This is a genomic window from Blautia sp. MSK20_18 (assembly GCF_020553125.1).
GTDB lineage: Bacteria > Bacillota > Clostridia > Lachnospirales > Lachnospiraceae > Blautia_A > Blautia_A fusiformis.
In genome coordinates, this window is sequence record NZ_JAJCGR010000042.1 from 1 (window position 1) to 23062 (window position 23062).

Sequence of the window (23062 nt, forward strand, 5' to 3'; positions counted from 1 at the left end):
GTGAAGTGGGGGAAAAGGTGGAGATAATATCAAAACCTTACCTATCACTATAGGCGGAAAAACTCTATTATTGTGCCCTGATTGGCTATATCTGGTATGAAGGCAGGGAAGAAGAAAAAAATTTTAATACTCTGTTGGAAATGATCAATGCGTCAGAAGCCAGGGAAGATGATGAGAATTTCAAGAATCCAGTAGATCTGATGTTTGATGAACTGGAGCAGAAAGCCCCGAACCATTTTGCAGTAAGGCAGTACAAAAAATACAAGCTGGCTGCCGGTAAGACAGCAAAATCTATTCTGATCAGTTGTGGTGCAAGACTCGCACCCTTTGATATTGCGGAACTGCGGGAGCTTATGAGTTATGACGAGCTGGAACTGGATCTGGTTGGTGACAGGAAAACTGCATTGTTTGTTATTATTTCAGATACCGATGATACCTTTAATTTTATTGTTTCTATTATGTACACACAGCTTTTTAATCTGCTCTGTGACAGAGCTGATGATGTATATGGAGGCAGACTTCCAATTCATGTGAGGTGTCTCCTGGACGAGTTTGCGAACATCGGACAAATTCCAAAATTCGAAAAATTGATTGCTACGATTAGAAGCCGGGAAATCTCAGCTTCTATTATTTTGCAGTCAAAGTCTCAGCTTAAGGCAATTTATAAGGATAATGCCGATACCATCGAAGGGAACTGTGATACGACCTTATTCCTGGGTGGAAAGGAAAAAACGACATTAAAGGAAATAGCGGAGATTTTGGGAAAAGAAACCATAGATCTTTATAACACATCGGATACGAGAGGCAGTCAGCGGTCTTATGGAATGAACTACCAGAAAACAGGAAAGGAGTTGATGAGCCAAGATGAAATAGCAGTCATGGACGGGGGAAAATGTATTCTGCAGGTGAGAGGTGTCAGACCATTTTTCTCAAATAAATACGATATTTGCAAACATAAAAACTACAAATATCTGTCCGATTATGACAAAAAGAATACCTTTGATATTGAAAAATATCTGAGTACTAATCTGATACTGAAACCAGAGGATGAAGTGGAATTGTATCAGATGTAACTTCTCGACAAATTGTCGGGAAGTGGATTATGGGAGGAAATCATGAATAATTTGGAAAAAAGGAACAGTCGGTATCCATCGACGAAAATGAATATACCGACTGTACGTGTGAGGTATTTTCCAAGTAGAAAATCCTATGCTTAGTGTAGCACAAAAGGCAGGGTTTATATAGTGTTTTCTTCCCTTTCTGGAAAAAATCTAAGAAAGGACTGGAAAATGTAAGTTTTCCAAAGGTACACTTATGGCATTTTTTACAACGGCAATTACGACCTTAAAAACATTGGTTTGTGCGATCGGAGCCGGACTTGCAGCCTGGGGAGTGATCAATCTGCTGGAAGGATATGGAACAGACAATCCGGGTGCAAAGTCACAAGGAATAAAACACTTAATGTCTTCTATGTGAAAAGATTTTAAAGAGAAAATGCACATCCTACGCAGATAACATGACAATTTCATGCAAAGCGAAAGGAGACACCATGAAAATCGAATACACAAAAGTGGGAGACTATTATTTACCGAATCTTTACTACCCGGAGGAAACCAGACCGATTGGCTTATGGGGAATGCTTCGGAAGGAATATCTGAAAGAACATAAATCTGGAACTTATACATATCTTCTTCTGACCGCCAGGCTGGACAGTTATTTGGCAGATCTGAATGAACAGGCACAGGAACGCTTTGAATTGATCGAAACTCAGATGCGAAGTGCGGAGGGAGTTTCCGAGGAACTGAAGAGACAGAATCCTATGGAATGGCTATGCCACTGTAACAATATCCGCAACCGGGCTGCTGAGATCATCAAGCAGGAACTGATTTATGTATAAGGGGGATTCTAGATATGAGAAGAGAACTGATTGAAAGTTATTATGAAGAATACCAGCGGGAGCTGGAAAGATTTCTTGAATCTGACCCGGAGATGTTCACTCTGGAAGCAGAAATTCATCATTACATAGAAATACTGGAACCGGTCCTCAGAGATGGCGGACAGGAGATGTGGCAGACACTGGACAGGATTATTTCAGCGAAAAATGCAATGGAGGGAATTGTGGCAAAAGAAATGTATATCCGGGGATTTCTGGATTATGAAAGACTGGTGTGTGAAAAAGACAGTAAGATCTGAATAATCAGAACATAGACTATATATAACGAGGCTTTTATTGTATAGACAGTAAGAGCCTCATTTAATATAGTTTTCATAATAAAAAACAGGTGGTAGTACGTATTTGCTTTGTGTTATATAAGAATTGGTCTGGCTGAACAATGGTGAAAATTTACTATGATTTTACTTAAATCTGATTGAAGGATGAAAAAGTGATGATATCATATAGTGGGTTGATAGGGTTACAGAAAATGTATTCACAGAGGCAGAGAAGAAATAATGAAAGTAAAAAATGCAGATGAATTTTATAAAATATTAGAAAGAAAGGCTATATATCCGGTATTTCAGCCGATTGTAAATTTACAGACTGGAGATGTGGCAGGATATGAAGCTCTTAGTCGTATCGACAGGCATGATACGACTCTTATGATTTCAGATTTGTTTGTGATTGCTGAACAGGTAGGCTGTGTTTGGAAATTGGAAAAATTGTGCAGAAATAAAGCATTGAAGGCAGCGGCGAATAAACCAGAACATGCAAAATTATTTCTTAATGTAGATGGTAATATCATTCAGGATAAATCGTTCATACAGGGATTTACAAACCGTAAGGCTGCGAAAGCCGGAGTACCGTCCTGTGACATTGTATTTGAAATAACGGAACTGTCGGATATAGAAAACTATCAGATTCTGCAACAGATTATGAAGCATTATGCAGATCAGGGATATGAAATAGCTTTGGATGATGTTGGAGCTGGATATTCTGGTCTGAACCGTGTAGTAAATACATCGCCAAACTACTTAAAAGTTGATATAGAACTGGTCAGAGATATTCAAAAACATAAGAAAAAGGAAATTATGATGGAATTTCTGTTGCATTACTGTAATGAGACAGGAGCAATTCTGATTGCAGAAGGGATAGAAACAGAAGCAGAGTTGGAGTGTCTGTGTAGATTAGGTGTTCATTACGGACAAGGATATTTTCTTGGAAGACCGGACAGAACGTTCAAAAATGTAAGGAATGAGGCGATGTTGGTATTACGTAGACTGAATAATAAATCGTAATGAAAACTATATGTCAGCAGGTGAAAAATGAATAAGTCAATTATAACATTATAAAGATTTCCATTGATTTTTACACCTATTTTACACAAGCACTCACATAGATTTGATTTCTGTCTTCTATAATTGTATAGGAAAATGTAGATCTTATATAATAACAGGAGAGGACAGAGAAATGAACGAGAATGTGAAAGTGGTTTTTGGTCTGATCGGTGGCCTTGCCTTGTTCCTTTATGGAATGAACAGCATGAGTGATGCACTTCAGAAAGCCGCAGGAGAACGAATGAAAAAAATCCTTGGATTTCTTACAAGAAATCCAATTATGGGAGCACTTGCCGGAGCACTTGTAACAGCTGTATTGCAGAGCAGTTCAGCGACGACAGTTATGGTTATCGGTTTTGTCAGTGCGGGACTTATGAGTCTTCCGCAGGCAATTTCTGTTATCTTTGGTGCCAACATAGGAACCACTATGACGGCACAGCTGATGGCATTTAAAATCAGCAATTATATTTATCCAATTATCTTTGTTGGATTTATTCTGAACTTTGTTAGCAAAAAAGAAAAGGTTAAAAATATCGGTATGGTAATTTTTTCATTCGGACTTTTATTTGAAGGAATTGAAATCATGGGTGAAGTCATGAAACCTTTGGCGGGAAGTCCGGTCTTTGTTGATCTGATGGGAAAAGTTTCATCCATTCCGGTTCTTGGTGTTGTACTGGGAGCGGTCATGACATTGGTTGTGCAGAGTAGTTCAGCTACGATTGCAGTTCTGCAGAATTTTGCATCACAGGCAGGACCGGACGGAGTAAGCAGTGTAATAGGGCTTACCGGTGCGATTCCGATTCTTCTTGGAGATAATATAGGTACAACGATCACAGCACTTCTTGCATCAATTGGACAATCTAAAAATGCAAAACGTACAGCAATTGCGCATAGTATTTTTAATATCAGTGGAAGCTGCGTTTTTATTTTCCTGGTTCCGTGGTTTGCAAAATTTGTCCAGTTTATTTCACCAAAGGGAAATGAGATTGATGTGATTTCAAGACAGATTGCAAATGCACATACAACGTTTAATATCGTCTGTACACTGGTCTGGCTGCCACTGATTCCGCTGATGGTAAAAATTGTTACAACAATCATCCGTGGAAATGACAAAACAGAGAAAGCAGCTTTTGAACCCAAATATCTGGATATGAAAGTGATTGAACAGCCGGCGGCTGCTATGGTTCTGGTATCTAAGGAACTGAACCGACTTGGAGAACTGGCAGAATCTCTGTTAAGTGATTTAAAAACGGCGATTGTAGCAGATGGAGACTCAAAAACTCATGGTTCGTTTATAGAAAATCTGGAGATTGTACATCAGTTACAGGACAGTGTGACAGAATATATTACCAGATTATTCGCAAGCGGAAACCTTACAGAACAACAGTCTGAGCAGACGGCAGGGTTACTGTATGTAAACAATAGTATTCAGAGGATTGCAGACAGATGTGAAGATATTGACCAGATATGTGAAAAAGTAAATAACAATGGAAAAAGACTGACCAGTGAAGCCTCCTCAGAAATGGAAGACTGCATTGATATTATCCAGCAGCTTTTAAAGAAAGCAATGGAGGCAATCCGTAAGGGTGATGCTGTAGTGGCTGAAACAGTTTTTGAAAATAAGAAAAAAATGCATAAAGCAGAGAAAAAATACAGTAAGGCACATTTAAACCGTGTAAAAAATGAGGTTTGTGATGCGTCTATGACAAGATATTTTTCTGGGATCATGTATAATTTTGACCGTATGGCAGATAATTGTGTCAGCATTGCAGAAGAAGCCTGTGATAATGTGGCTTTTATAAACCTTGATGAAGAGACGGGAAAATCAATGATGGAAAGAGGTGCAGTATAAAATGGTAAAGAAAAAAAACATCCGAAAATCTGCACTTCTGCTGATAATGATAATGCTGGCAACGGGAATAACAGCATGTGGAACCGAGGAAGAGCCATTGCCGGATCTGTCTGCTATGGGAGCTGTCACAGCTGTATCACGAGAAGAAGGGTCAGGAACCAGAGCAGAATTTGAGAATCTTTTGAAACTGCCTGAGAGTGATACAGGAATAGTTGTTGATTCTACAGAGAAAGTTCTGAAAAAGGTGGAAGAAGATAAAAACGCAGTTGGTTATGTCGCATATAGTTCCGCAACAGATACGAATGGAAAAATACTTCAAATCAACGGAGTTCTTCCTTCTGAGAAAACAATAGACAATAACAGTTATCCTCTTTGCAGGGATTATTATCTGGCTTATAATGGAGAACTGACAGATGTGGAACAGGATTTCCTGACTTATGTAAAGAGTAAAGGACAGGATATTGTGAAACAATATTGTATTCAGGCTGACAGTACAACAACATTCCTTTCTGACAAGTCAGAAGGAAAGATTCTGATTGAAGGATCCACTTCAATGGAACCAATGGTAAAAGCACTGGCAGATGACTATCAGAAACAAAATCCAAATGCTGAAATAGAAGTAAAAGCAACAGATTCTTCAAGAGGGATTACGGCGGTGATAAGTGGAGAGTGTGATTTCGCAATGTCATCCAGAGAATTAAAGGATTATGAAGCAGAGCTTCTGGAAACAAAAGTCATTGGAAAAGATGCTATAGCTATTGTGATAAATGAAGAAAATCCACTGGAAAATCTTACAATAAAACAACTTACAGGTCTGTACAATGGAACATATAAAAACTGGGATGATCTTTCCTGAGAAAAACGAATATAATATCTTACAAGCACTGACTATAACGGTCGGTGCTTCTTTTTTGGATTTTTTCAAAATTATCTGACATTCTTCAAATTCCCACGTGTGATTAGTGGAAAAATAATTTTTTCTGCAAAAGTACCGTCCAAATGCCCTCTGAAACTTGCTATTAGTGAGGGAATATTTCATTTATGCGAAAAAAACTTGCAAAAGGGGGTTGGTAAATACCGCTTCCCAGGCTTTATAGGTAGAGGAACAATTATTTTAAAAATTTTACCCCAAAGATGTCCGCTTTTGCCTGTCTCAGTACAGAGTATGTGAAGGGACTAACAAAAGTAAAAGAAAAAATGATAAAAATGCAAAAAAATATCACGAATCTTTTGCATCTTGCGAAGTCATTTGACTCTAGTAATCAGAGGACGTTTTGGAATGTTCCTTCGATGAACCTTGACAACCGATAAGTGCACCCTGGAAGCCTAACAGGAGTTATGCCATGACCTTTCTTTTTCTGAGAGCGAGCGAAATTATAATGACACTCCCGATGATGGGCGGCTGACCGAAGCCTTATGGTCAGTGACCTGCTGATGCAGGCAGAGGCAGTCTGAGACGGCTGCAGGTGACAGGGAAACGCACGCCAGACCGCCGGACGAATGAAACTGATGACAATGTTTACAGGGCAAAATGCCCGGAAAGGAGCAGTTTATGACAGAACTGAAAATGAAAGAAATGCAGTTGATTAACTGGTTTGGATGCCCGAATCTGATTTATACAAGGGAGAGAATCCATCTGGTTGCCATGCTTACAACAGATGAAGAAATGAAAAAGAATCTTTACAGGGTATGCAGATTCCTTGCAAGAGAAGAAATCGCATATCGGTATCCGATCATGTATGAAATGATCCGGAAAATATTTTCACCGGATGATACCAATCCACCGGAAGCATGTGCAATGTTTATGCCGGACGATGAAACAGATGATGAAGAATATGCAATGGCAGCGTAGCTGCGGAAAGGACAGTAACGATTATGAATAAAGTGGTTTTAATGGGAAGACTGACAAAGAATCCGGAGATCAAATATGCCGGAAAAGATAATGATATGGCAGTAGCAAGATATACACTGGCGGTAAACAGAAGATATAAACGTGACGGTGAACAGGAAGCGGATTTTATTTCCTGTGTCACATTCGGAAAGAGTGCAGAGTTTGCACAGAAATATCTTCACAAGGGAATGAGGATTGTGATTGGCGGTCGTATCAGCACTGGCAATTATAAGGACAAGGACGGGAAAACAATTTATACTACAGATGTGATCGTGGAAGAACATGAATTTGCCCAGAACAAGGATAATGGTGTTGGAGCTGATTCATCGGAAACACCGAAAACAGATAAGGACGGATTTATGGAAGCACCGGAAGGTGAGGTTCCATTCGACTAAACCGAAGTAAATGGTTGGAGAGGTTGCCCTTTGTCGGGGCATCCTCTTTTCCATTTTACAGAAGACATCAAAAATTACAGGTATTCAACCTAACGAAATCGTGATATAATCAAAATATGTTCAGATGAAAAATATGGAGGTTGCTTATGGGCGTAAGTTATAACAGATTATGGAAAATGCTCATAGATAAAAATATGAAGCGGATAGAGATGCAGTACCTCACCGGGATCAGTGGAAATATTCTTGCCAGGATGGGAAAAAACCAGTATGTATCAATGGAGATGATTGAGAAGATCTGCAAGAAGCTGGACTGCACCGTTGATGAGATGCTGGAATTTACAGATGATGAGTAACAAGAGCAGACATGTCAAATTATTAAAACTGGAAGAATGCTTCAGAAGTCGAAAAAAGAAATTGAAAAAAGATAACACGCCGGATACGGCATAAATCTCTTAGCAACGCTAAGAGCGCACTTCTATACAGGCAATTCCATCTGCCTGTATCGTGCGACCTGCGGTGCTGTTCCCGATTTCAAGAAATCTCAAACCGGGAAATACAGCGAAATCAGAGATTTCGTACAAGGGGAAGATCCCCTTGCGGCACAGATGCCTATCCCTGATAAAGTTTGTGACTGAATATTTCAGATATAGACATATAAGGGGAAAGAAAGTGTGAAATCAAAATTTGTGGAGAGATTTTATGATTAGAAAAGCAATACTAAAAGATGTTAATTCGATTGAAGATACTTACAATGAGCATTTCCAGTATGAACTGAATCATACAGCCTTTACTGTATTTAAGAAAGGGGTTTATCCAACGAAAGATGATGCAGAACGGGCTATTTATGCTGGTGCTTTGTTTGTATATGAAGAAAACGGAACAATTGTTGGAAGTATCATTATTGATAAAGTTCAACCAATAGAATATGCAACTATTCCTTGGAAAGAAAAATTATCTGAAGATGAGGTAATGGTAATTCACCTTTTAATGGTACGTCCGAGTATGTCTGGTAAAGGAATTGCATCATCACTAATAAAATTCGCTACAGAATTAGCACAAAAAAATAGTTGCAGGGCACTACGTTTGGATACAGGAAGTCAAAATATTCCTGCGCTATCTTTGTATCAAAAAAATGGATTTGAAATAATTGCTAGTGCTTCTAAAAAAGTTGGAGATGTAATTGCACACAAAAACCATCTTTTTCTCGAAAAGATATTGTAGTTCGTAAATTCCAGTTTGAAAAATTGAGAAAATCGGAGTTTGAGGAGCATCACCGTTATGATTAGAGAATTACGGAAAGTGGATATAAATAAAGTTGCAGAAATATGGTTAGATACAAATATAAAGACACATTATTTTATCTCTGCTCAATATTGGAAAAGTAATTTTGAGTTAGTAAAAGAACTTCTATTACAGGCAACTGTCTATGTTTACGAGGATAAACAGGAAATACAGGGTTTTATAGGGTTAAGTAACGAATACATTGAAGGTATTTTTGTTTCTGCCGAAATGCAATCTCAAGGTATAGGTAAAATTTTGCTAAACTATGTAAAGGGAAAAAGAAACAAATTAATCTTAAATGTATATCAAAAAAATACACGGGCAATATCCTTTTATCAAAGAGAAGGATTTGAGATTCAGTATAGCGGTTTGGATGAAGCTACTGGAGAAAAAGACTATGTAATGGCATGGCAGCAGAAATAGAAATTCAAGTTTTAGTGTTTGGAAAATTATGACTTAGTGTGCAAGTTGGGAGAAAATATGGTAACGGAAAAAGAGAAAAAAGCATGTCGATTTATTGCCGAATGGCTATAAGATTGTGAGACAGTCTCTGGTAGATGATCTGGAGGGCGAAAAAAAGGTATGTTGGGAGACAGAAATTTTGCAGGATGATGATAGTGGATTTACTTATGAAATCAGCAGGTGTCTGTATTTCGATACCTGTAAGGAACATGGCTATGCAGAGTTCTGCAAAGTATTTTGCAACCATGACTGGTATGCTTATGGAGTATTAAAGCATCATTCGAGATTTATCAGAAAATCGACGATTGCCGAAGATGGAACTGTATGTCATGATACAATCGAGAAAGTAACAGAGAAACATTTTTTATAAAACCGAAAAATTGATTATGGGAGGAAATTGAAAATGGCGAAAGAAGAGAGATTTGAAAAAATATATTCTCAGGGAGCATTAACTACTACTGAGATATGGGTGGATAAGGAAACTGGTGTGAATTATTTATATCATGCATGTGGGTATTCAGGTGGACTGACTCCATTGTTGGACAGAGATGGGAAACCAGTTATTTCTCAGGCTATAAATAGATGACCTTAGAAACAGCAACTGTTATGGTAAGTAACAGCATCGTCACAATATGTATATGGTCGATTGGTGTGTGCGGTAATATACTATATTCAGAAAAACAATTCAGGAGATTTTTATGAGAAGATCAGGTTGGACAAAATGGTTGATCGTGATTCCGGCAATGCTAGGCATTGTGTTGGTGACCTATGTGCGGTATACAACGGATATCTGGGGATTTGGTGCATTTATCTGCCAGCTGATTGCAATTTTGGAATTGGCTTATGGTCTGCGAATTGCGATGCTGGCACAGAATAGAAAGAAGTCCTATCGGTTAACACCGGAAGAACGACATGAGTATGCACGGTATTTATATGAGAAGCAATATCACCGTTACCCTGCTGTAGCGAATCAGATGCTTTTGGTTATGGCACGGATGAGTGTACTCCTTAACAATTATGAACGGGCTGCACAGGAGCTGGCAGATATTCGTATAGATAAATTCAATCCAGCACAGTTGAAGTTGTATTATTACCTGAAAGTGGTTACAGCAATGGCAGCAGGAGATGCGACAGGGATTCAAGAGAGCCAGATGTGTTACGCAGGGATTCCGGATACTAAATGCACATATCCGTCAAAAGCAGAGCTTGCTATGTGGATAGAGCAGAGAGCGGCAGCGCAGATGGCAGAGGCACTGAAGAAGGCAGTGCCGGATAAAAAAGAGCATCCGATACGGATCAGTATCATTACTTTGGTTCTTGCGTATAGTACCTTCTTCTATGGATTGTGGTATGGTATAAAACGTGATATGGGATATGAAGTGAGATATCGTTTCGCAGAAATATCGATTACTGTTATTACAATCAGTCTGGCGGTTCTTTTGATCTGGGGGATCGTGAGTTTATACAGACACAATTGCCAGGCATTATCCATACAATTCGGTAAAAACAAAGTGGCATTGATAATTGTCTATGGAGCTGCTGCGATATTTGCACTTTTGATTATTGGAATGAGTGGTCTGAGTGTAGTGTTCGGAATGGATGGAACAGAAACGGTGACTGGTTGTGACAGCAAATATACGTATATAACTGTGCAGGAAGATTATGGTGGTGAACGGAGATACAGAACCAATAATCCATTTGTTATGCAGAGTATGGATGGTCTGTGGTGGTCTTCGGATACAATAGATGAAGAAGATAATCAAGAAGAGGATACTACAGAATTACCGGATTTGGATACAGAGAATTCAACAGATTCAGAGGATATTCAGAGTGGAAATACCATAGAAGATTACGAGACAGAAGGGCAGCATGATGGTCTGACAATTCAAAATGCAATGCTGGCAGTTTATAATTACCTTCAGGAGCAGAATACACTTCAAAATATGGCGTTCAGTTACACGGCGAATGCAAAGGGAGAAGTCTATGCTGTCGTCAGCGAAACGCAGGAAACAAAGAACGGTAATACGGTAAATGTGAGATACTGTCTGTACGATAATGGTTCCAAGACAGATGCAGATGGTAATTCCTGCGAAGAACTGGTGTTAGAAAAAGTATATCCGGATGGCAATTACGAGACCGAATTGGTAGATTTTTATCTGGTAAATGCAGATACGATGCAGGTGACAGACGAACAGAAGAATACGTGGTAAAATAAATTCTGGGGAAGTAGGTGCATTGTATGACAATGAGAGAAAAAATAAAACTATTATCGTAAATGTTTCAAGCGGACTGGGTTCTTTTGGAAGTATGCAAAAGGACTCCAAGACATAAGAGGTGAACTGCGCTGATCCAGGTGCCACGGCAACAGATTTGAATGTCGACGGAGGAAAGCAAACAGTACAGGCGCAATCGTAAAACTTGCAATGATTGATAAAACCGGACTAACAGTAACTTTTATTAGTCGATTTGGAAATATGCCTTGGTAATCAACAATTCCGGTTTTACTGACTAAGAAAATGAGGAGGATTCATAATGAGTGAGAAAACAGAGATTACTTTTATGCAAACAAGACTAATCCGGCTTGCTTCAGAAGAGTGGCATTTACCTGTTGAACAGATTATCCACTTGTTTAAAGAAGCCGATGTTCTTGGATATATAGAAAAATGCTATGGGATTTTTCATTGTGAAGGCGATGAAGCTGTGCTTGAAGATATTACTGAATTTTTGCAAAGAAAGGGGATAGAGATTAGTGCTTGAGTTAAAAGATGGATTTGTTCTCTATCATGGAAGTTATTGTGAAGTAAAAGAGCCAGATCTTGCCAAATGTGCAAAGAGAAAAGATTTTGGACAGGGATTTTATTTAACCACATCAAAGGAACAGGAAGAAAGTTTTCTGAGAACCTCAATAGCCAAAGCCATCGCAACCGGAACAATTGAAGAGGGGCAGAAGTTTGGATATATTTCAACTTTTGAATTCAAACTTTCAGAAAATCTTGAAACGCATATTTTTGAAAATGCAGATGTGGACTGGTTACATTGTATCGCCGCTCACCGAAAGAAAAAAATGTTTATTGAGGTTGAACGTGAAATGGCAAAATATGATATCATTGCAGGAAAGATTGCGGATGATGCAACAAACGCTACTCTTACCGCTTATCTTGCGGGTGCTTTTGGGACTGCAGGTGATAAAGTAGCAGACGATTTCTGTATCAGACAGTTGCTGCCGAATAAATTGAAAGATCAATACTGCTTTAAAACTGAGGCAGCTATTGAGTGTCTGAAATTTGTGAAAGGTGAGAAGATATGGCTGAAGTAACAATTCCAAAGGAAAAAATGAATTATACAATCGACCTTCTGATCACTATGGTGACAGATGAAATCGCAGAAGAGACAGGCAAGGACAGAAACGAGGTATTGACAGATTTTTTGTGTTCAAAGACAGGAAAAGCACTGTATGATGAGAAGACAAAGCTGTGGTGCACTGGTCCGGCATATATAGCTGAACTGTATATGGAAGAATTAAAGAAATCCTGATATGGGATGTGAGTTTAAATTTATACGACAATGGTGACAAAGACTTTCATTCCAAGGAGCAACAATTAAATATTTCAAAAACGCTGAGGTCAGCATTTCCTAATCACAGGACAACGACCTCAGTTTTTTATACCCAGGAATCGGCATTCATGAATAAGCCGGTTCTTTTTGTTTACAGAAAAAAGAAGGAGTACAAGAAAATGAGCAGAGCAAAAAATCCAAAGTATGAATCCATGTCATTGGAGGAACTGAAGGCCAACATGGAAAAGAGCAGACAGGAACTGGAGGCAGCAATTCACCACAAAAACATTCTGGAGCAGCGGAAGAAGCTGGTAGAACGCAGGGAACGTTCCCACCGGCTGATTGTCAAAGGGGCAGAGTTTGAGAAAGTATTTCCGCTGTCCAGAGATCTGGAACAGGAAGACGTCCAGGACATGATGAATCAACTGCAGAACAGCAGTTACAACAAGAGTATTGTGCGGCAGGCTCATATAGCCGCCTTACACAAAGATCAACAGCAGATTGCAGAAGCAGTAAAAAAGACAGAGAAGGGAGATGACAGTTAATGGCACTGTATCATTTTTCAGTAAGGAATGTATCCAGAGGGAAAGGGCAGATGGTGGTCGCTTCCGCAGCCTATATTTCCGGGCAGAGGATTTTTGACAGTTATTACAACAAGATACACGATTATACGAGCAAGTCAGGTGTGATATTTACAGAAATCCTGACACCGGAGTATGTGCCAGAGCGTCTGACTGACAGGGAAACACTCTGGAACGAGGTGGAGCATGTGGAACGGAACAACAAGGCACAGCTTGCCTATTCGTTTGACATTGCACTGCAGAATGAATTGACACTTGAGGAAAATATCAGACTGGCAAAAGAGTTCTGCCAGGAGCAGTTTGTGGCACGTGGCATGATCGTGGATCTGGCAGTCCATGAGGGAAAAGCGGAAAATGAAGAAGAACCGGATAATCCCCATTTCCATGTGCTTGTCCCAATCCGTCCTTTTACAGAGGAAGGAATCTGGGGCAATAAGCAGAGAAGGGAATATATTCTTGATGAGGATGGAAACCGGGTGAAGGATGCCAAAGGAAAAGATATGTTCAATGCTGTTTCTACTACCGGATGGAATGATCCGGAGCTTTTAAAAGAATGGCGGCGGGCATGGACAGAGAAAGTAAATGGGAAATTCAGGGAGTGCCACATGGCATCCAGAATCGACCACCGTTCCTACAAAGAACAGGGGATTGACCTGATCCCGACCATCCATGAGGGATATGAAGTCCGGGCAATGGAGAAAAAGGGAATCAAAACGGTGATCGGAGAATTGAACCGGGCAATCCGGCAGTTTAACCAGATGTTTATTTCTCTGAAAGAATCCATTCAGTGGATGAAGACAGCTTATGAGGAAATGAAAGCAGAGCTGGATCGCAGGCAGAACCCGACACTGCTGGAAAGCCTGCAGGATTATTATGATAAAAAGACACAGGGCAGACCACCACTTCCCAATTTTTATGCGGAGATGAAACAGAGAGGTAAGAATCTCTCCAATTTACAGGAGTTTGCAAAATCCATCAGTTATCTTCAGACACATCAGATAGAAACGATGGATGACTTGCAGGAACGGATTGAGGAACTGAACGGTGTTGTTTCTGTCAGTAAAAAAGAAATTTCTGAAAAGCGGAAACAGTTAAAGGAACTTGAGAATCTGGAAAAGATGGCAGAGGTAATAAAAACAAATCAGCCATTGATTGATGAGTATAACCATTTCTATTTTCAGAAAAGACGGGAGAGATATTATCAGCAGCATAAAAAAGAAATCAATTATTACCGCAAATGTGAACGGGAACTGAAACAACATCTGGATAAAAATGGAAAAGTGCCAACTGCCAGATGGAAACGGGAGAAAGAAGAACTTCAGGCGGGGATCGAAGAGCTGAAAGCAGATAATCAGCCGTACCAGGAGGAACTAACTTTTGTGAAAAAGGTACAGAGCTGTGCGGATATTGCCAGACGTGACCGGGAAATGGCAGAAGCAGATACTTCCGGGCGTTCAGAAGAAAAAAGGGAGAAGCAGGTGAAGTTCCCGACATTTTACACAGTTCAGGCGAAAGAGATTCTTGAAGAAAACGGGAAAGCAGAGCAACAGCCGTTGAACCAGTCGGAGCAGAATCCAGAAAAGAAGACCTCTCTTCTGAGAAAACTGGATGAAAAAAAGAAAGAGTGTGCAGAGCGTGATGCAAAACAACAGGCAGTGAAGAAAAAGCGAAACTATGACATGAGTTTATAACAGTCTGTCAGCAGGACAGACGGGAAAGGATGAGCAAAATGCAGTATACAGAAGAACAAATTATAAGAGCAAATCAGACAGATCTTGTTTCTTTTCTGAGCGCACAGGGAGAACAACTAGGGAAAAGCGGAAAGGAATACCGTTGGAAAAAGCATGACAGTGTAACGGTATCCGGAAACCGGTGGTACAGGCACAGTCAGGGGAGGGGTGGCTATCCGGTGGATTTTGTGATGGAATTTTACAATGCCACATTTCCGGAAGCTGTCAAGATGCTAACCGGGGAGGAAGGCGAAGGCAGGAACAGTACCTGCCCCGCCCCGTCCCCTGACTTCCGATTACCAGAGAAAGAGGAAAATAATGATAGAATCATCAGATATCTGACAGAAAACAGAGGGATTGAAAAGAATATGGTGGAGGAATGGATCGGCAGTGGGGATATTTATGAAGAAAAGAAGCACCATAATGTGGTGTTTGTTGGCAGAGATGCAGACGGTATTCCAAGATATGCCCATTGCAGGGGAACTGGTGAAACAAAATACCGGGGAGATGTGGCTGAATCTGATAAATCTTACGGATTCTGTCACAGAGGGACGGATAATCAGTTGTTTGTGTTTGAAGCAGCCATTGATCTGCTTTCTTTTATCCAATTATTTCCCAAAGACTGGAAAAAGCGGAGCTACCTGAGTCTGGGTGGCATTTCCAGTGCGGCACTGATGGCTTTTCTTTCTGAACGCCCTCAGATTACTTCGGTTTTCCTGTGCCTGGATAATGACCATGCAGGGAATGAAGCCAGTGAGAAATTGGCAATAGAAATCCCGGACGGATACAGTGTCATCCGTCTGAAACCGTCCCGAAAGGACTGGAATGAAATCCTCTGTGATAAAAATGCAGACAGGAAGAAATCAATCATTGAAACAGTTACAATGAAAGTACCGGAGAAGGAAGAACTGGTGCCGATGTTGTGTTATGAAGACATTGAACAGACCAGTGTAGAATGGCTGTGGTTTCCCTATCTGCCATTTGGAAAACTGACGATTATTCAGGGCAATCCAGGAGAGGGAAAAACTTATTTTGCCATGATGCTGACCGCAGCCTGCACGAACCGTAAGACTTTCCCGAACATGGAAGAGATTGAACCTTTTAATGTGATCTATCAGACTGCAGAAGACGGTATGGGAGATACGATTAAGCCGAGGCTGGTGGAAGCAGGAGCAGACCTGAGTCGGGTGATGGTCATTGATGATACAGAGGAAGCATTGACGTTATCCGATGACCGTATTGAAAAAGCAATCCGTCAGAATCAGGTCAGACTTTTAATCATTGATCCGGTACAGGCTTTTATCGGTGCCGATGTGGATATGAACCGGGCAAATGAAGTCCGTCCGGTATTCCGGAAACTGGGAATGATCGCTGAAAAGACCGGTTGTGCGATTGTGCTGATCGGACATCTGAATAAATCTTCAGGGACACAGAGTACTTACCGGGGACTTGGTTCTATTGATATCATGGCGGCGGTGAGAAGCCTGCTTTTTATCGGGAAAGTAAAGAAAGACCCGACAACAAGAGTACTGATCCATGAGAAAAGTTCTCTTGCACCTCCAGGTGAGACGATGGCATTTAAACTTGGAGATGAAGAAGGATTCCGCTGGGTGGGAGCTTATGAGATTTCCGCAGATGATCTTCTGGACGGAAAGGAAGGAAAGCCGACAGAAACAAAACTGCAACGGGGAACGAAACTGATCTATGAACTGCTTGCAGACGGAAATGCAGTCACAATCCGGGAACTGGATGAAAAGGCAAAAGCACAGGGAATCTCCCAGAGAACCATGCGAGAAGCCAGAAGCCGGATGAAAGAAGAACTGGATTATCGGATGAATGAAAAGCAGGAAAATACCATTCGATTAAAAAAACAAGGGAGAATGGGTGACGGCAGAATTTTGGAGTGAACGGCAGGCTTTATAGATACCCTATCTGCCGTCTGCCGGTGCAAGGCAATCAAACGGAAATAGCAGGTATCCATACAGAATAAGGATTGCTGTGAATCTGGAACAAAAATGAATTGTAATATGGCGGATATAATGGTATGATTATCCGGTAACAGCAATGTTACGGGGAAGCACCTGTGACAGGGTGTGGCTGCCTCCTGATATTTACAGACCGGAGCCTTTCGGGGTTCTGAGATGAAAGAAAGGAGGTGCGTGATATGACAGCTTATGAGATTATCTCAATATTCTTAGGCGTACTCAGTTTACTGATCGCTTTTGGTAGCCTGTTAATTGCGATTATTGCCTTTCTTGATCGGAAGAACAAGAGGAAATAAAAATGCCTATCCTGTCTGCCAACAGGATAGGCGGTGGTCGTAAGACCATTTAGTCAACTCAGGCGGCATCCACTTTGGAGTGGGTGCTTTTCCTATAACAAATGTACCACACATTCCTCTTGTTTTCAATGGGAAAATTAAAATATGCAGTTCATCTGACAGGGATTTATCCCTGTCTTTATTATATCCCCAATTTCTGAAATGTTAATACAAAAATTTTAATATATGTAACCAACAGTCTGGGCAGTTAATCTGTAAAAATGGATTAGCTGCTCTTTTTTTGCAAAAAATGGAGGTTTTACAATGGCAGTGAAGAAGAAAATTATCAACATCAGAGTATATTTTGACGGTGATCAGGACGCAAAAGAAGTGTTTGCAGAGGTGATCGCACAGAAAATACGTGACACGAAAACAAAAGATAAACTTGCAATAATGAAAGATAAGCAGTATAATGATTATGAGTTCAGTAATCTGAAATCTGCGTAGGATGTGCAAAGTAACGGAGGTATCAGATGAACAACAGATATATGAGTAACAATATAGAAAGAAATGCAACCTGGAGAGTTGGTGTATACTGCCGACTTTCCAAAGATGACGAATTGACCGGAGAGAGTGCCAGCATCTCCAACCAGAGAGACATACTGGTGAATTACTGTCAGTCACAGGGCTGGCAGGTGGTGGATGTGTTTCAGGACGATGGTTATACAGGATTGAACACAGACCGACCTGATTTGCAGAGACTTCTCAAAGCCTGTGAAAAAGGACTGGTGAATCTTGTAATTACCAAAGACCAGAGCCGACTGGGACGAAACCATGTACAGACAGGATTTCTGATGGAGGAGTTTTTCCCAAAGCATGGAGTAAGGTATATCGCATTATATGATAATGTGGATACCTTTGCCGGAGACAATGAGATTGCCCCATTTAAGAACGTGCTGAACGAGATGTATTCCAGAGATATTTCCAAGAAAGTCCATGCGTCCTATCACCTGCAGGCAACCAAGGGAAAGTTTACAGGTGTTGTTCCACCACTGGGATATCAGAAAGACCCGGAGGAAAAGGGACATCTCCTGATTGACGACGAGACAGCACCGATTGTCCGGAAAATTTTCCAGTGGGCGGTGGACGGTCATGGGATTAACTTTATATCCAGAGAACTGGAACGCCAGCAGATTCCCTGCCCGTCATGGTGGCACCGGAAACGGGGACTCCGCACCTATTACACAAAATGGGAAAAGAAAGACCCGGAAAATGGGAAATATGTATGGGATGAATCCTATCTGAAATCCCTGCTGATGAATCCCGTTTACTGTGGTGACATGGCTTCCCAGAAAAGGTACTACCGTTTCAAGATTGGCAATCAGGGAGATAAAGCTCCGGAGGACTGGATCACAGTCAGGGATACCCACGAAGCAATCATTCCGCAGGATGTATTTGATCTGGTACAGGCAAAGATGAAAGGCAGGAAACGCCAGACAGAACAGGGAGAATACAGCATGTTTGCCGGATTACTCCGCTGTGCAGAGTGTGGCGGTGCGTTGACGTTGAAGAAGACGCACACCAAAGACCAGCATGAAGTTTATACCTGTTCCACTTATATCCATAAGGGGAAAGCACATTGTACCCAGCACCGGGTGGACGCTGATGACCTGTATGATGCAGTCCTTACCAGAATCCAGGAATGTGCAAAAGCAGTTACCGGAGACGGAACAGAACTGGAAAACCGGGTAAAGGAGTTATGCGAGGAAGATACACAGGGACACAGGGAAAGTCTGGAGAAGCTGGTATCAAAGCAGAAAGACCGCCTGGAAACGTTAGACCGGCTGATTGCAAAACTGTATGATGACCTTATCAATGACAAGATTACAGAATCTGTTTTTGATAAGATGCTGGAGAAGACACAGAAGGAGCAGACAGATATCAAAAAGGAACTTTTCCAGAATGAGAGTGTGCTGAATACGGAAGAAAAACTGGATGCACAGTCCCAGCAGTGGATTGACGATATTAGCGAGTATGCGGACATCAAAGAACTGGATGCCAATCTTCTGAACCGGCTGATCAGTAAAATCGTTATCTCAGAACCGCAGGAGAAAGACGGAACAGAAAATTACTGCCGTACTCCTGAAACGGTCACAATGGAAATTCATTTCAACTTAAAACCAATACCGGAGCTTGGAACCATCGAAAGAGGTTCCGGCTCCCATAAATAAGAAAAATCTATCAAAATTTAATCTATTTTAATCTTTTCAAGGCTCATTTCGAGCAAATATTTTCTCATAAAAGACATAAAACAGCTGATGGCTGGTGCCGGAATCATGCTGCTGGGAACTACCCTGATTCCACAGCTGGCAACATTGTTCTCTTAAGAGGAGTGGTAGATGAACACCATCATTGAGAGAATTACGGAAGCGATAAAGGATATCCTGATCGGGCTTATCAAGTCATGTTTGGATAACATGTTCACGTCTGTCAATGAGCAGGTGGGAACCATAGCCGGGCAGGTGGGACAGACACCGCAGGGATGGAATGCAGGGATCTTTAATCTGATCCAGAACATTTCCCAGACAGTAATTGTCCCCATTGCGGGACTGATCATCACCTTTGTCTTGTGCTATGAGCTGATTACGATGGTAACGCAGAAAAACAATTTCCATGAATTTGAGACTTACAACATTTTCCTCTGGATTTTCAAGGCGTATGTAGCCATTTATTTGGTGACAAATACGTTCAATATCACGATGGCGGTCTTTGATGTTGGCCAGCATGTGGTCAACAATGCCGCCGGGGTGATCTCCGGGAACACAGCGGTGGATGCATCAGAAGCAGTCGCAAGGATTGTGGATGCACTGGAAGATATGGAACTGGGGGATTTGTTCCTGCTATCCATGGAAACGCTGTTGATCAGTATTACCATGCGGATTCTGTCGATCATCATAACCGTTATTTTGTACGGAAGAATGATAGAAATTTACCTTTATACTTCCATAGCACCAATTCCGTTTGCCACCATGACCAATAAGGAATGGGGCAATATCGGAAACAACTATTTAAAAGGCTTGTTCGCACTGGCATTTCAGGGATTCTTCATGATGGTCTGTGTGGGAATTTATGCAGTTTTAGTAAATGCAATGACCATATCCAGTGACCTTCATGCAGCAATGTTTTCAGTAGCGGCGTATACCGTGATTCTTGCATTTTCATTATTCAAGACCGGAAGCCTTAGCAAATCAATATTCAATGCCCACTAACGGGCAGGAAAGGAGCGCATACCATGGCGTATGTACCAGTACCAAAAGACCTTACCAAGGTCAAAACAAAAGTAGCGTTAAATCTGACAAAGCGGCAGTTGATTTTCTTTTCACTTGCCGCAGTTGTGGGAATTCCGTTTTATCTGTTCATGAGAAAACCAATCGGTTCCAGTATCGCTGCCATTCTGATGGTAACGATCATGCTTCCGTTTTTCTTCATGGCGATGTATGAAAAAGACGGGCTTCCCTTTGAAAAAGTGGTGGCAAATATCATTCGACAGAAGTTTATATGTCCAGCGGTAAGACCATATAAGACAGAAAATTTTTATCAGGAGATTTCCACCCTTGTAAAAAAGGAGGGTGTGCCGGATGGCAAAAAAGACAAAGCAGGAGGCTCAGCAGGAGCGTCTGTCCCTGGCGGAAAAAAGAAACCGTCAGGAAAGAAGAAACAAAAAAAGCAGAAAAGAAAGAGAACAGGAAAAGCGTAGGAAGAAGCAGGAACGGGATCGTAGGAAACAGAAAAACATTCCTACAACTGCACAGCAGAGTATTCCGTATATTCGGATGCTGCAGGATGGTATCTGCCAGGTGACAAAGACCTTTTTCTCTAAGACAATTCAGTTTTATGACATCAATTATCAGCTGGCTTTAAATGAGGATAAGACCACGATATTTGAGAATTACTGTGATTTTTTAAATTACTTTGATTCTTCCATCAGTGTGCAGCTGTCCTTTATCAATCAGCAGGTGGATGTGGCTGAATTTGAGAAAAGTATTGATATTCCGGATCAGAACGATGACTTCAATGCCATTCGTGAGGAGTACCGGACCATGTTAAAAAATCAGCTTTCCAAGGGAAACAATGGTCTGGTGAAAACCAAGTATATCACTTTTGGAATCGAAGCAGAAAGCCTGAAGGTGGCAAGACCAAGGCTTGAAAGGATTGAAGCCGATATCCTGAACAACTTTAAAGTTCTGGGAGCACAGGCACATTCCTTAAATGGTCTGGAGCGACTGGAGATTCTGTATCATGTGTTCAACCAGGATCGGATTGAACCATTTAAGTTCCAGTACAAGATGCTGCCGGAAACAGGATTAAAGACCAAAGACTTTATTGCACCAACTTCCTTTAACTTTTCCAAGAATCAGACATTTCTGATGGGAAAGACCATGGGAAGCGTGAGTTATCTGCAGATCCTGGCACCGGAGCTTACAGACCGGATGCTTGCAGATTTCCTGGATGTGGATGACAGCATCAATGTCAATATTCATATCCAGTCCATTGACCAGAGTTCTGCGATCAAGATGATCAAGAGCAAGATTTCAGATTTGGATAAGATGAAGATTGAAGAGCAGAAGCGGGCGGTACGTTCCGGGTATGACATGGATGTGCTTCCATCGGATCTTGTGACCTACGGGGAAGAAGCAAAGAATCTGCTGGAAGATTTACAGTCCAGAAATGAGCGTATGTTTCTTGTGACAGTGTTGGTGATGAATACCGCAAAGAAGCGTCAGAAGCTGGATAACAATATCTTCCAGGTACAGGGTATCGCACAAAAATACAACTGTTCCTTAAAACAGCTGGACTATCAGCAGGAAGCAGCATTGATGTCCTGTATTCCACTGGGAGTCAATCGAATTGAGATTCAGAGAGGGCTTACCACATCGGCAACAGCGATCTTTGTGCCATTTACGACACAGGAACTGTTCCAGGAAGGGGAAGCTCTTTATTATGGATTGAATGCATTATCCAACAACATGATTATGGTTGACCGGAAGCGTCTGAAGAACCCGAATGGACTGATTCTTGGTACACCTGGTTCCGGTAAATCCTTCTCAGCAAAAAGAGAAATTACGAACTGTTTCCTGATTACGGAGGACGATATTATTATTTGTGATCCAGAAGCCGAGTATTATCCACTGGTGCAGGCACTGCACGGACAGGTCATCCGGATTTCACCGGTATCAGACCAGTATATCAATCCGATGGATCTGAACCTGAATTATTCAGAGGAAGATAATCCGCTGTCCTTAAAGGCAGATTTTATTCTGTCCCTGTGTGAACTGATTGTCGGTGGAAAGAATGGACTGGAACCGGTAGAAAAGACGATCATTGACCGTTGTGTGCGGCTGGTCTATCAGGAATATCTCGCTGATCCGGTGCCAGAGAAGATGCCGATACTGGAGGATTTATATAATCTGTTGCGGAAACAGGAAGAGCCGGAAGCACAGCGTCTGGCAACTTCATTGGAGATTTACGTTACAGGTTCCCTAAATGTATTTAATCATCGCACAAATGTGGACATCAACAACCGTATCGTATGTTTTGATATCAAGGAGCTTGGAAAACAGCTGAAGAAGATCGGGATGCTGATTGTGCAGGACCAGGTATGGAACCGAGTGACGATCAACCGTTCCGCTCATAAATCCACCCGTTACTATGTGGATGAATTCCATCGGACGAGACGTTCCGCTTGTTGAATAGACAGCGGGGTCAGTAGCCGTCCGTAAAA

General features: G+C 41.2%; 26 protein-coding genes and 2 pseudogenes. All 28 read left to right on the top strand.

Annotated features, from left to right (window positions below; translation table 11 throughout):
- Positions 1 to 53: 53 nt before the first annotated feature.
- Positions 54 to 1073: pseudogene (locus tag LI091_RS15950) on the top strand (VirD4-like conjugal transfer protein, CD1115 family); the annotation flags it as partial.
- A gap of 241 nt (positions 1074 to 1314) precedes the next feature.
- Entirely contained in the window at positions 1315 to 1476 is a 162-nt protein-coding gene (locus LI091_RS15955; protein ID WP_055066063.1) for a Maff2 family mobile element protein, read from the top strand.
- Between the two features lie 73 nt (positions 1477 to 1549).
- A complete protein-coding gene (locus tag LI091_RS15960) occupies positions 1550 to 1897 on the top strand; it encodes a TnpV protein (RefSeq protein WP_015543451.1) in 348 nt (115 codons plus the stop codon).
- 14 nt (positions 1898 to 1911) lie between these two features.
- Entirely contained in the window at positions 1912 to 2193 is a 282-nt protein-coding gene (locus LI091_RS15965; protein ID WP_003864601.1) for a hypothetical protein, read from the top strand.
- A gap of 258 nt (positions 2194 to 2451) precedes the next feature.
- Positions 2452 to 3234, top strand: coding sequence for an EAL domain-containing protein (locus tag LI091_RS15970; protein WP_265191348.1), 783 nt, complete (start codon positions 2452 to 2454; stop codon positions 3232 to 3234).
- Between the two features lie 172 nt (positions 3235 to 3406).
- Positions 3407 to 5125 (top strand): Na/Pi cotransporter family protein, encoded by a 1719-nt coding sequence (locus LI091_RS15975; RefSeq protein WP_003864599.1) that lies wholly within the window; start codon positions 3407 to 3409, stop codon positions 5123 to 5125.
- Between the two features lies 1 nt (position 5126).
- Positions 5127 to 5981, top strand: a complete 855-nt coding sequence (locus tag LI091_RS15980) for a substrate-binding domain-containing protein (protein WP_015543454.1) — start codon at positions 5127 to 5129, stop codon at positions 5979 to 5981.
- Between the two features lie 696 nt (positions 5982 to 6677).
- Complete coding sequence (locus LI091_RS15985; protein ID WP_015543455.1) at positions 6678 to 6977, top strand: hypothetical protein; 300 nt, start codon at positions 6678 to 6680, stop codon at positions 6975 to 6977.
- A gap of 23 nt (positions 6978 to 7000) precedes the next feature.
- Positions 7001 to 7411 (top strand): single-stranded DNA-binding protein, encoded by a 411-nt coding sequence (locus tag LI091_RS15990; RefSeq protein ID WP_003864594.1) that lies wholly within the window; start codon positions 7001 to 7003, stop codon positions 7409 to 7411.
- Between the two features lie 146 nt (positions 7412 to 7557).
- The gene (locus LI091_RS15995) at positions 7558 to 7764 is read left to right on the top strand and encodes a helix-turn-helix domain-containing protein (protein WP_265191349.1); all 207 of its coding nucleotides are present in this window, start codon (positions 7558 to 7560) and stop codon (positions 7762 to 7764) included.
- A gap of 346 nt (positions 7765 to 8110) precedes the next feature.
- Positions 8111 to 8632 (top strand): GNAT family N-acetyltransferase, encoded by a 522-nt coding sequence (locus tag LI091_RS16000; RefSeq protein ID WP_003864592.1) that lies wholly within the window; start codon positions 8111 to 8113, stop codon positions 8630 to 8632.
- Between the two features lie 57 nt (positions 8633 to 8689).
- Positions 8690 to 9115, top strand: coding sequence for an N-acetyltransferase (locus LI091_RS16005; protein WP_003864588.1), 426 nt, complete (start codon positions 8690 to 8692; stop codon positions 9113 to 9115).
- A 94-nt stretch (positions 9116 to 9209) separates the two neighbouring features.
- Positions 9210 to 9524, top strand: a complete 315-nt coding sequence (locus LI091_RS16010; RefSeq protein WP_040466130.1) for an L-2-amino-thiazoline-4-carboxylic acid hydrolase — start codon at positions 9210 to 9212, stop codon at positions 9522 to 9524.
- A 33-nt stretch (positions 9525 to 9557) separates the two neighbouring features.
- Entirely contained in the window at positions 9558 to 9740 is a 183-nt protein-coding gene (locus LI091_RS16015) for a DUF6440 family protein (protein WP_003864586.1), read from the top strand.
- A gap of 112 nt (positions 9741 to 9852) precedes the next feature.
- Entirely contained in the window at positions 9853 to 11364 is a 1512-nt protein-coding gene (locus tag LI091_RS16020; RefSeq protein ID WP_003864585.1) for a hypothetical protein, read from the top strand.
- 322 nt (positions 11365 to 11686) lie between these two features.
- A complete protein-coding gene (locus LI091_RS16025; RefSeq protein WP_003864584.1) occupies positions 11687 to 11911 on the top strand; it encodes a DUF3791 domain-containing protein in 225 nt (74 codons plus the stop codon).
- A complete protein-coding gene (locus LI091_RS16030; protein ID WP_003864583.1) occupies positions 11904 to 12470 on the top strand; it encodes a DUF3990 domain-containing protein in 567 nt (188 codons plus the stop codon). The genes LI091_RS16025 and LI091_RS16030 overlap by 8 nt, the downstream gene beginning before the upstream one ends.
- The gene (locus tag LI091_RS16035) at positions 12458 to 12688 is read left to right on the top strand and encodes a hypothetical protein (RefSeq protein ID WP_003864582.1); all 231 of its coding nucleotides are present in this window, start codon (positions 12458 to 12460) and stop codon (positions 12686 to 12688) included. The genes LI091_RS16030 and LI091_RS16035 overlap by 13 nt, the downstream gene beginning before the upstream one ends.
- Positions 12689 to 12888: 200 nt before the next feature.
- Positions 12889 to 13254 (top strand): DUF3847 domain-containing protein, encoded by a 366-nt coding sequence (locus LI091_RS16040; RefSeq protein ID WP_015543456.1) that lies wholly within the window; start codon positions 12889 to 12891, stop codon positions 13252 to 13254.
- A complete protein-coding gene (gene mobQ / locus LI091_RS16045; RefSeq protein ID WP_003864580.1) occupies positions 13254 to 14981 on the top strand; it encodes a MobQ family relaxase in 1728 nt (575 codons plus the stop codon). The genes LI091_RS16040 and mobQ overlap by 1 nt, the downstream gene beginning before the upstream one ends.
- 38 nt (positions 14982 to 15019) lie before the next feature.
- Positions 15020 to 16927 carry an AAA family ATPase gene (locus LI091_RS16050; protein WP_023843669.1) on the top strand — a complete coding sequence of 636 codons (1908 nt, stop codon included), beginning with the start codon at positions 15020 to 15022 and terminating at the stop codon, positions 16925 to 16927.
- Between the two features lie 257 nt (positions 16928 to 17184).
- A complete protein-coding gene (locus LI091_RS16055; protein ID WP_015543458.1) occupies positions 17185 to 17301 on the top strand; it encodes a putative holin-like toxin in 117 nt (38 codons plus the stop codon).
- Between the two features lie 303 nt (positions 17302 to 17604).
- On the top strand, positions 17605 to 17787 hold the full coding sequence (locus tag LI091_RS16060) for a hypothetical protein (RefSeq protein WP_015521925.1): 183 nt from the start codon (positions 17605 to 17607) through the stop codon (positions 17785 to 17787).
- A 26-nt stretch (positions 17788 to 17813) separates the two neighbouring features.
- On the top strand, positions 17814 to 19511 hold the full coding sequence (locus LI091_RS16065; RefSeq protein WP_015521926.1) for a recombinase family protein: 1698 nt from the start codon (positions 17814 to 17816) through the stop codon (positions 19509 to 19511).
- 84 nt (positions 19512 to 19595) lie between these two features.
- Positions 19596 to 19667: a hypothetical protein gene (locus tag LI091_RS16070; protein ID WP_255626455.1), complete on the top strand. Its 72-nt coding sequence runs from the start codon at positions 19596 to 19598 to the stop codon at positions 19665 to 19667.
- A 12-nt stretch (positions 19668 to 19679) separates the two neighbouring features.
- Positions 19680 to 20549 (top strand): VirB6/TrbL-like conjugal transfer protein, CD1112 family, encoded by an 870-nt coding sequence (locus LI091_RS16075; RefSeq protein WP_012744298.1) that lies wholly within the window; start codon positions 19680 to 19682, stop codon positions 20547 to 20549.
- Positions 20550 to 20572: 23 nt separating this feature from the next.
- A complete protein-coding gene (locus LI091_RS16080; RefSeq protein WP_012744297.1) occupies positions 20573 to 21037 on the top strand; it encodes a PrgI family protein in 465 nt (154 codons plus the stop codon).
- Positions 20919 to 23006, top strand: a pseudogene (locus LI091_RS16085) (VirB4-like conjugal transfer ATPase, CD1110 family); the annotation flags it as partial. The gene LI091_RS16080 and the pseudogene LI091_RS16085, both read left to right, overlap by 119 nt.
- Positions 23007 to 23062: the final 56 nt, after the last annotated feature.

Coding starts and splice junctions, on each gene's coding strand:
- LI091_RS15980 (WP_015543454.1), top strand. CDS start 5,127: ATGGTAAAGAAAAAAAACATCCGAAAATCTGCACTTCTGCTGATAATG.
- LI091_RS16060 (WP_015521925.1), top strand. CDS start 17,605: ATGGCAGTGAAGAAGAAAATTATCAACATCAGAGTATATTTTGACGGT.
- LI091_RS16055 (WP_015543458.1), top strand. CDS start 17,185: ATGACAGCTTATGAGATTATCTCAATATTCTTAGGCGTACTCAGTTTA.
- LI091_RS16000 (WP_003864592.1), top strand. CDS start 8,111: ATGATTAGAAAAGCAATACTAAAAGATGTTAATTCGATTGAAGATACT.
- LI091_RS15990 (WP_003864594.1), top strand. CDS start 7,001: ATGAATAAAGTGGTTTTAATGGGAAGACTGACAAAGAATCCGGAGATC.
- LI091_RS16050 (WP_023843669.1), top strand. CDS start 15,020: ATGCAGTATACAGAAGAACAAATTATAAGAGCAAATCAGACAGATCTT.
- LI091_RS15965 (WP_003864601.1), top strand. CDS start 1,912: ATGAGAAGAGAACTGATTGAAAGTTATTATGAAGAATACCAGCGGGAG.
- LI091_RS16025 (WP_003864584.1), top strand. CDS start 11,687: ATGAGTGAGAAAACAGAGATTACTTTTATGCAAACAAGACTAATCCGG.
- LI091_RS15975 (WP_003864599.1), top strand. CDS start 3,407: ATGAACGAGAATGTGAAAGTGGTTTTTGGTCTGATCGGTGGCCTTGCC.
- LI091_RS16040 (WP_015543456.1), top strand. CDS start 12,889: ATGAGCAGAGCAAAAAATCCAAAGTATGAATCCATGTCATTGGAGGAA.
- LI091_RS15995 (WP_265191349.1), top strand. CDS start 7,558: ATGGGCGTAAGTTATAACAGATTATGGAAAATGCTCATAGATAAAAAT.
- LI091_RS16075 (WP_012744298.1), top strand. CDS start 19,680: ATGAACACCATCATTGAGAGAATTACGGAAGCGATAAAGGATATCCTG.
- LI091_RS15985 (WP_015543455.1), top strand. CDS start 6,678: ATGACAGAACTGAAAATGAAAGAAATGCAGTTGATTAACTGGTTTGGA.
- LI091_RS15960 (WP_015543451.1), top strand. CDS start 1,550: ATGAAAATCGAATACACAAAAGTGGGAGACTATTATTTACCGAATCTT.
- mobQ (WP_003864580.1), top strand. CDS start 13,254: ATGGCACTGTATCATTTTTCAGTAAGGAATGTATCCAGAGGGAAAGGG.
- LI091_RS15970 (WP_265191348.1), top strand. CDS start 2,452: ATGAAAGTAAAAAATGCAGATGAATTTTATAAAATATTAGAAAGAAAG.
- LI091_RS16020 (WP_003864585.1), top strand. CDS start 9,853: ATGAGAAGATCAGGTTGGACAAAATGGTTGATCGTGATTCCGGCAATG.
- LI091_RS16080 (WP_012744297.1), top strand. CDS start 20,573: ATGGCGTATGTACCAGTACCAAAAGACCTTACCAAGGTCAAAACAAAA.
- LI091_RS16065 (WP_015521926.1), top strand. CDS start 17,814: ATGAACAACAGATATATGAGTAACAATATAGAAAGAAATGCAACCTGG.
- LI091_RS16015 (WP_003864586.1), top strand. CDS start 9,558: ATGGCGAAAGAAGAGAGATTTGAAAAAATATATTCTCAGGGAGCATTA.
- LI091_RS16005 (WP_003864588.1), top strand. CDS start 8,690: ATGATTAGAGAATTACGGAAAGTGGATATAAATAAAGTTGCAGAAATA.
- LI091_RS15955 (WP_055066063.1), top strand. CDS start 1,315: ATGGCATTTTTTACAACGGCAATTACGACCTTAAAAACATTGGTTTGT.
- LI091_RS16035 (WP_003864582.1), top strand. CDS start 12,458: ATGGCTGAAGTAACAATTCCAAAGGAAAAAATGAATTATACAATCGAC.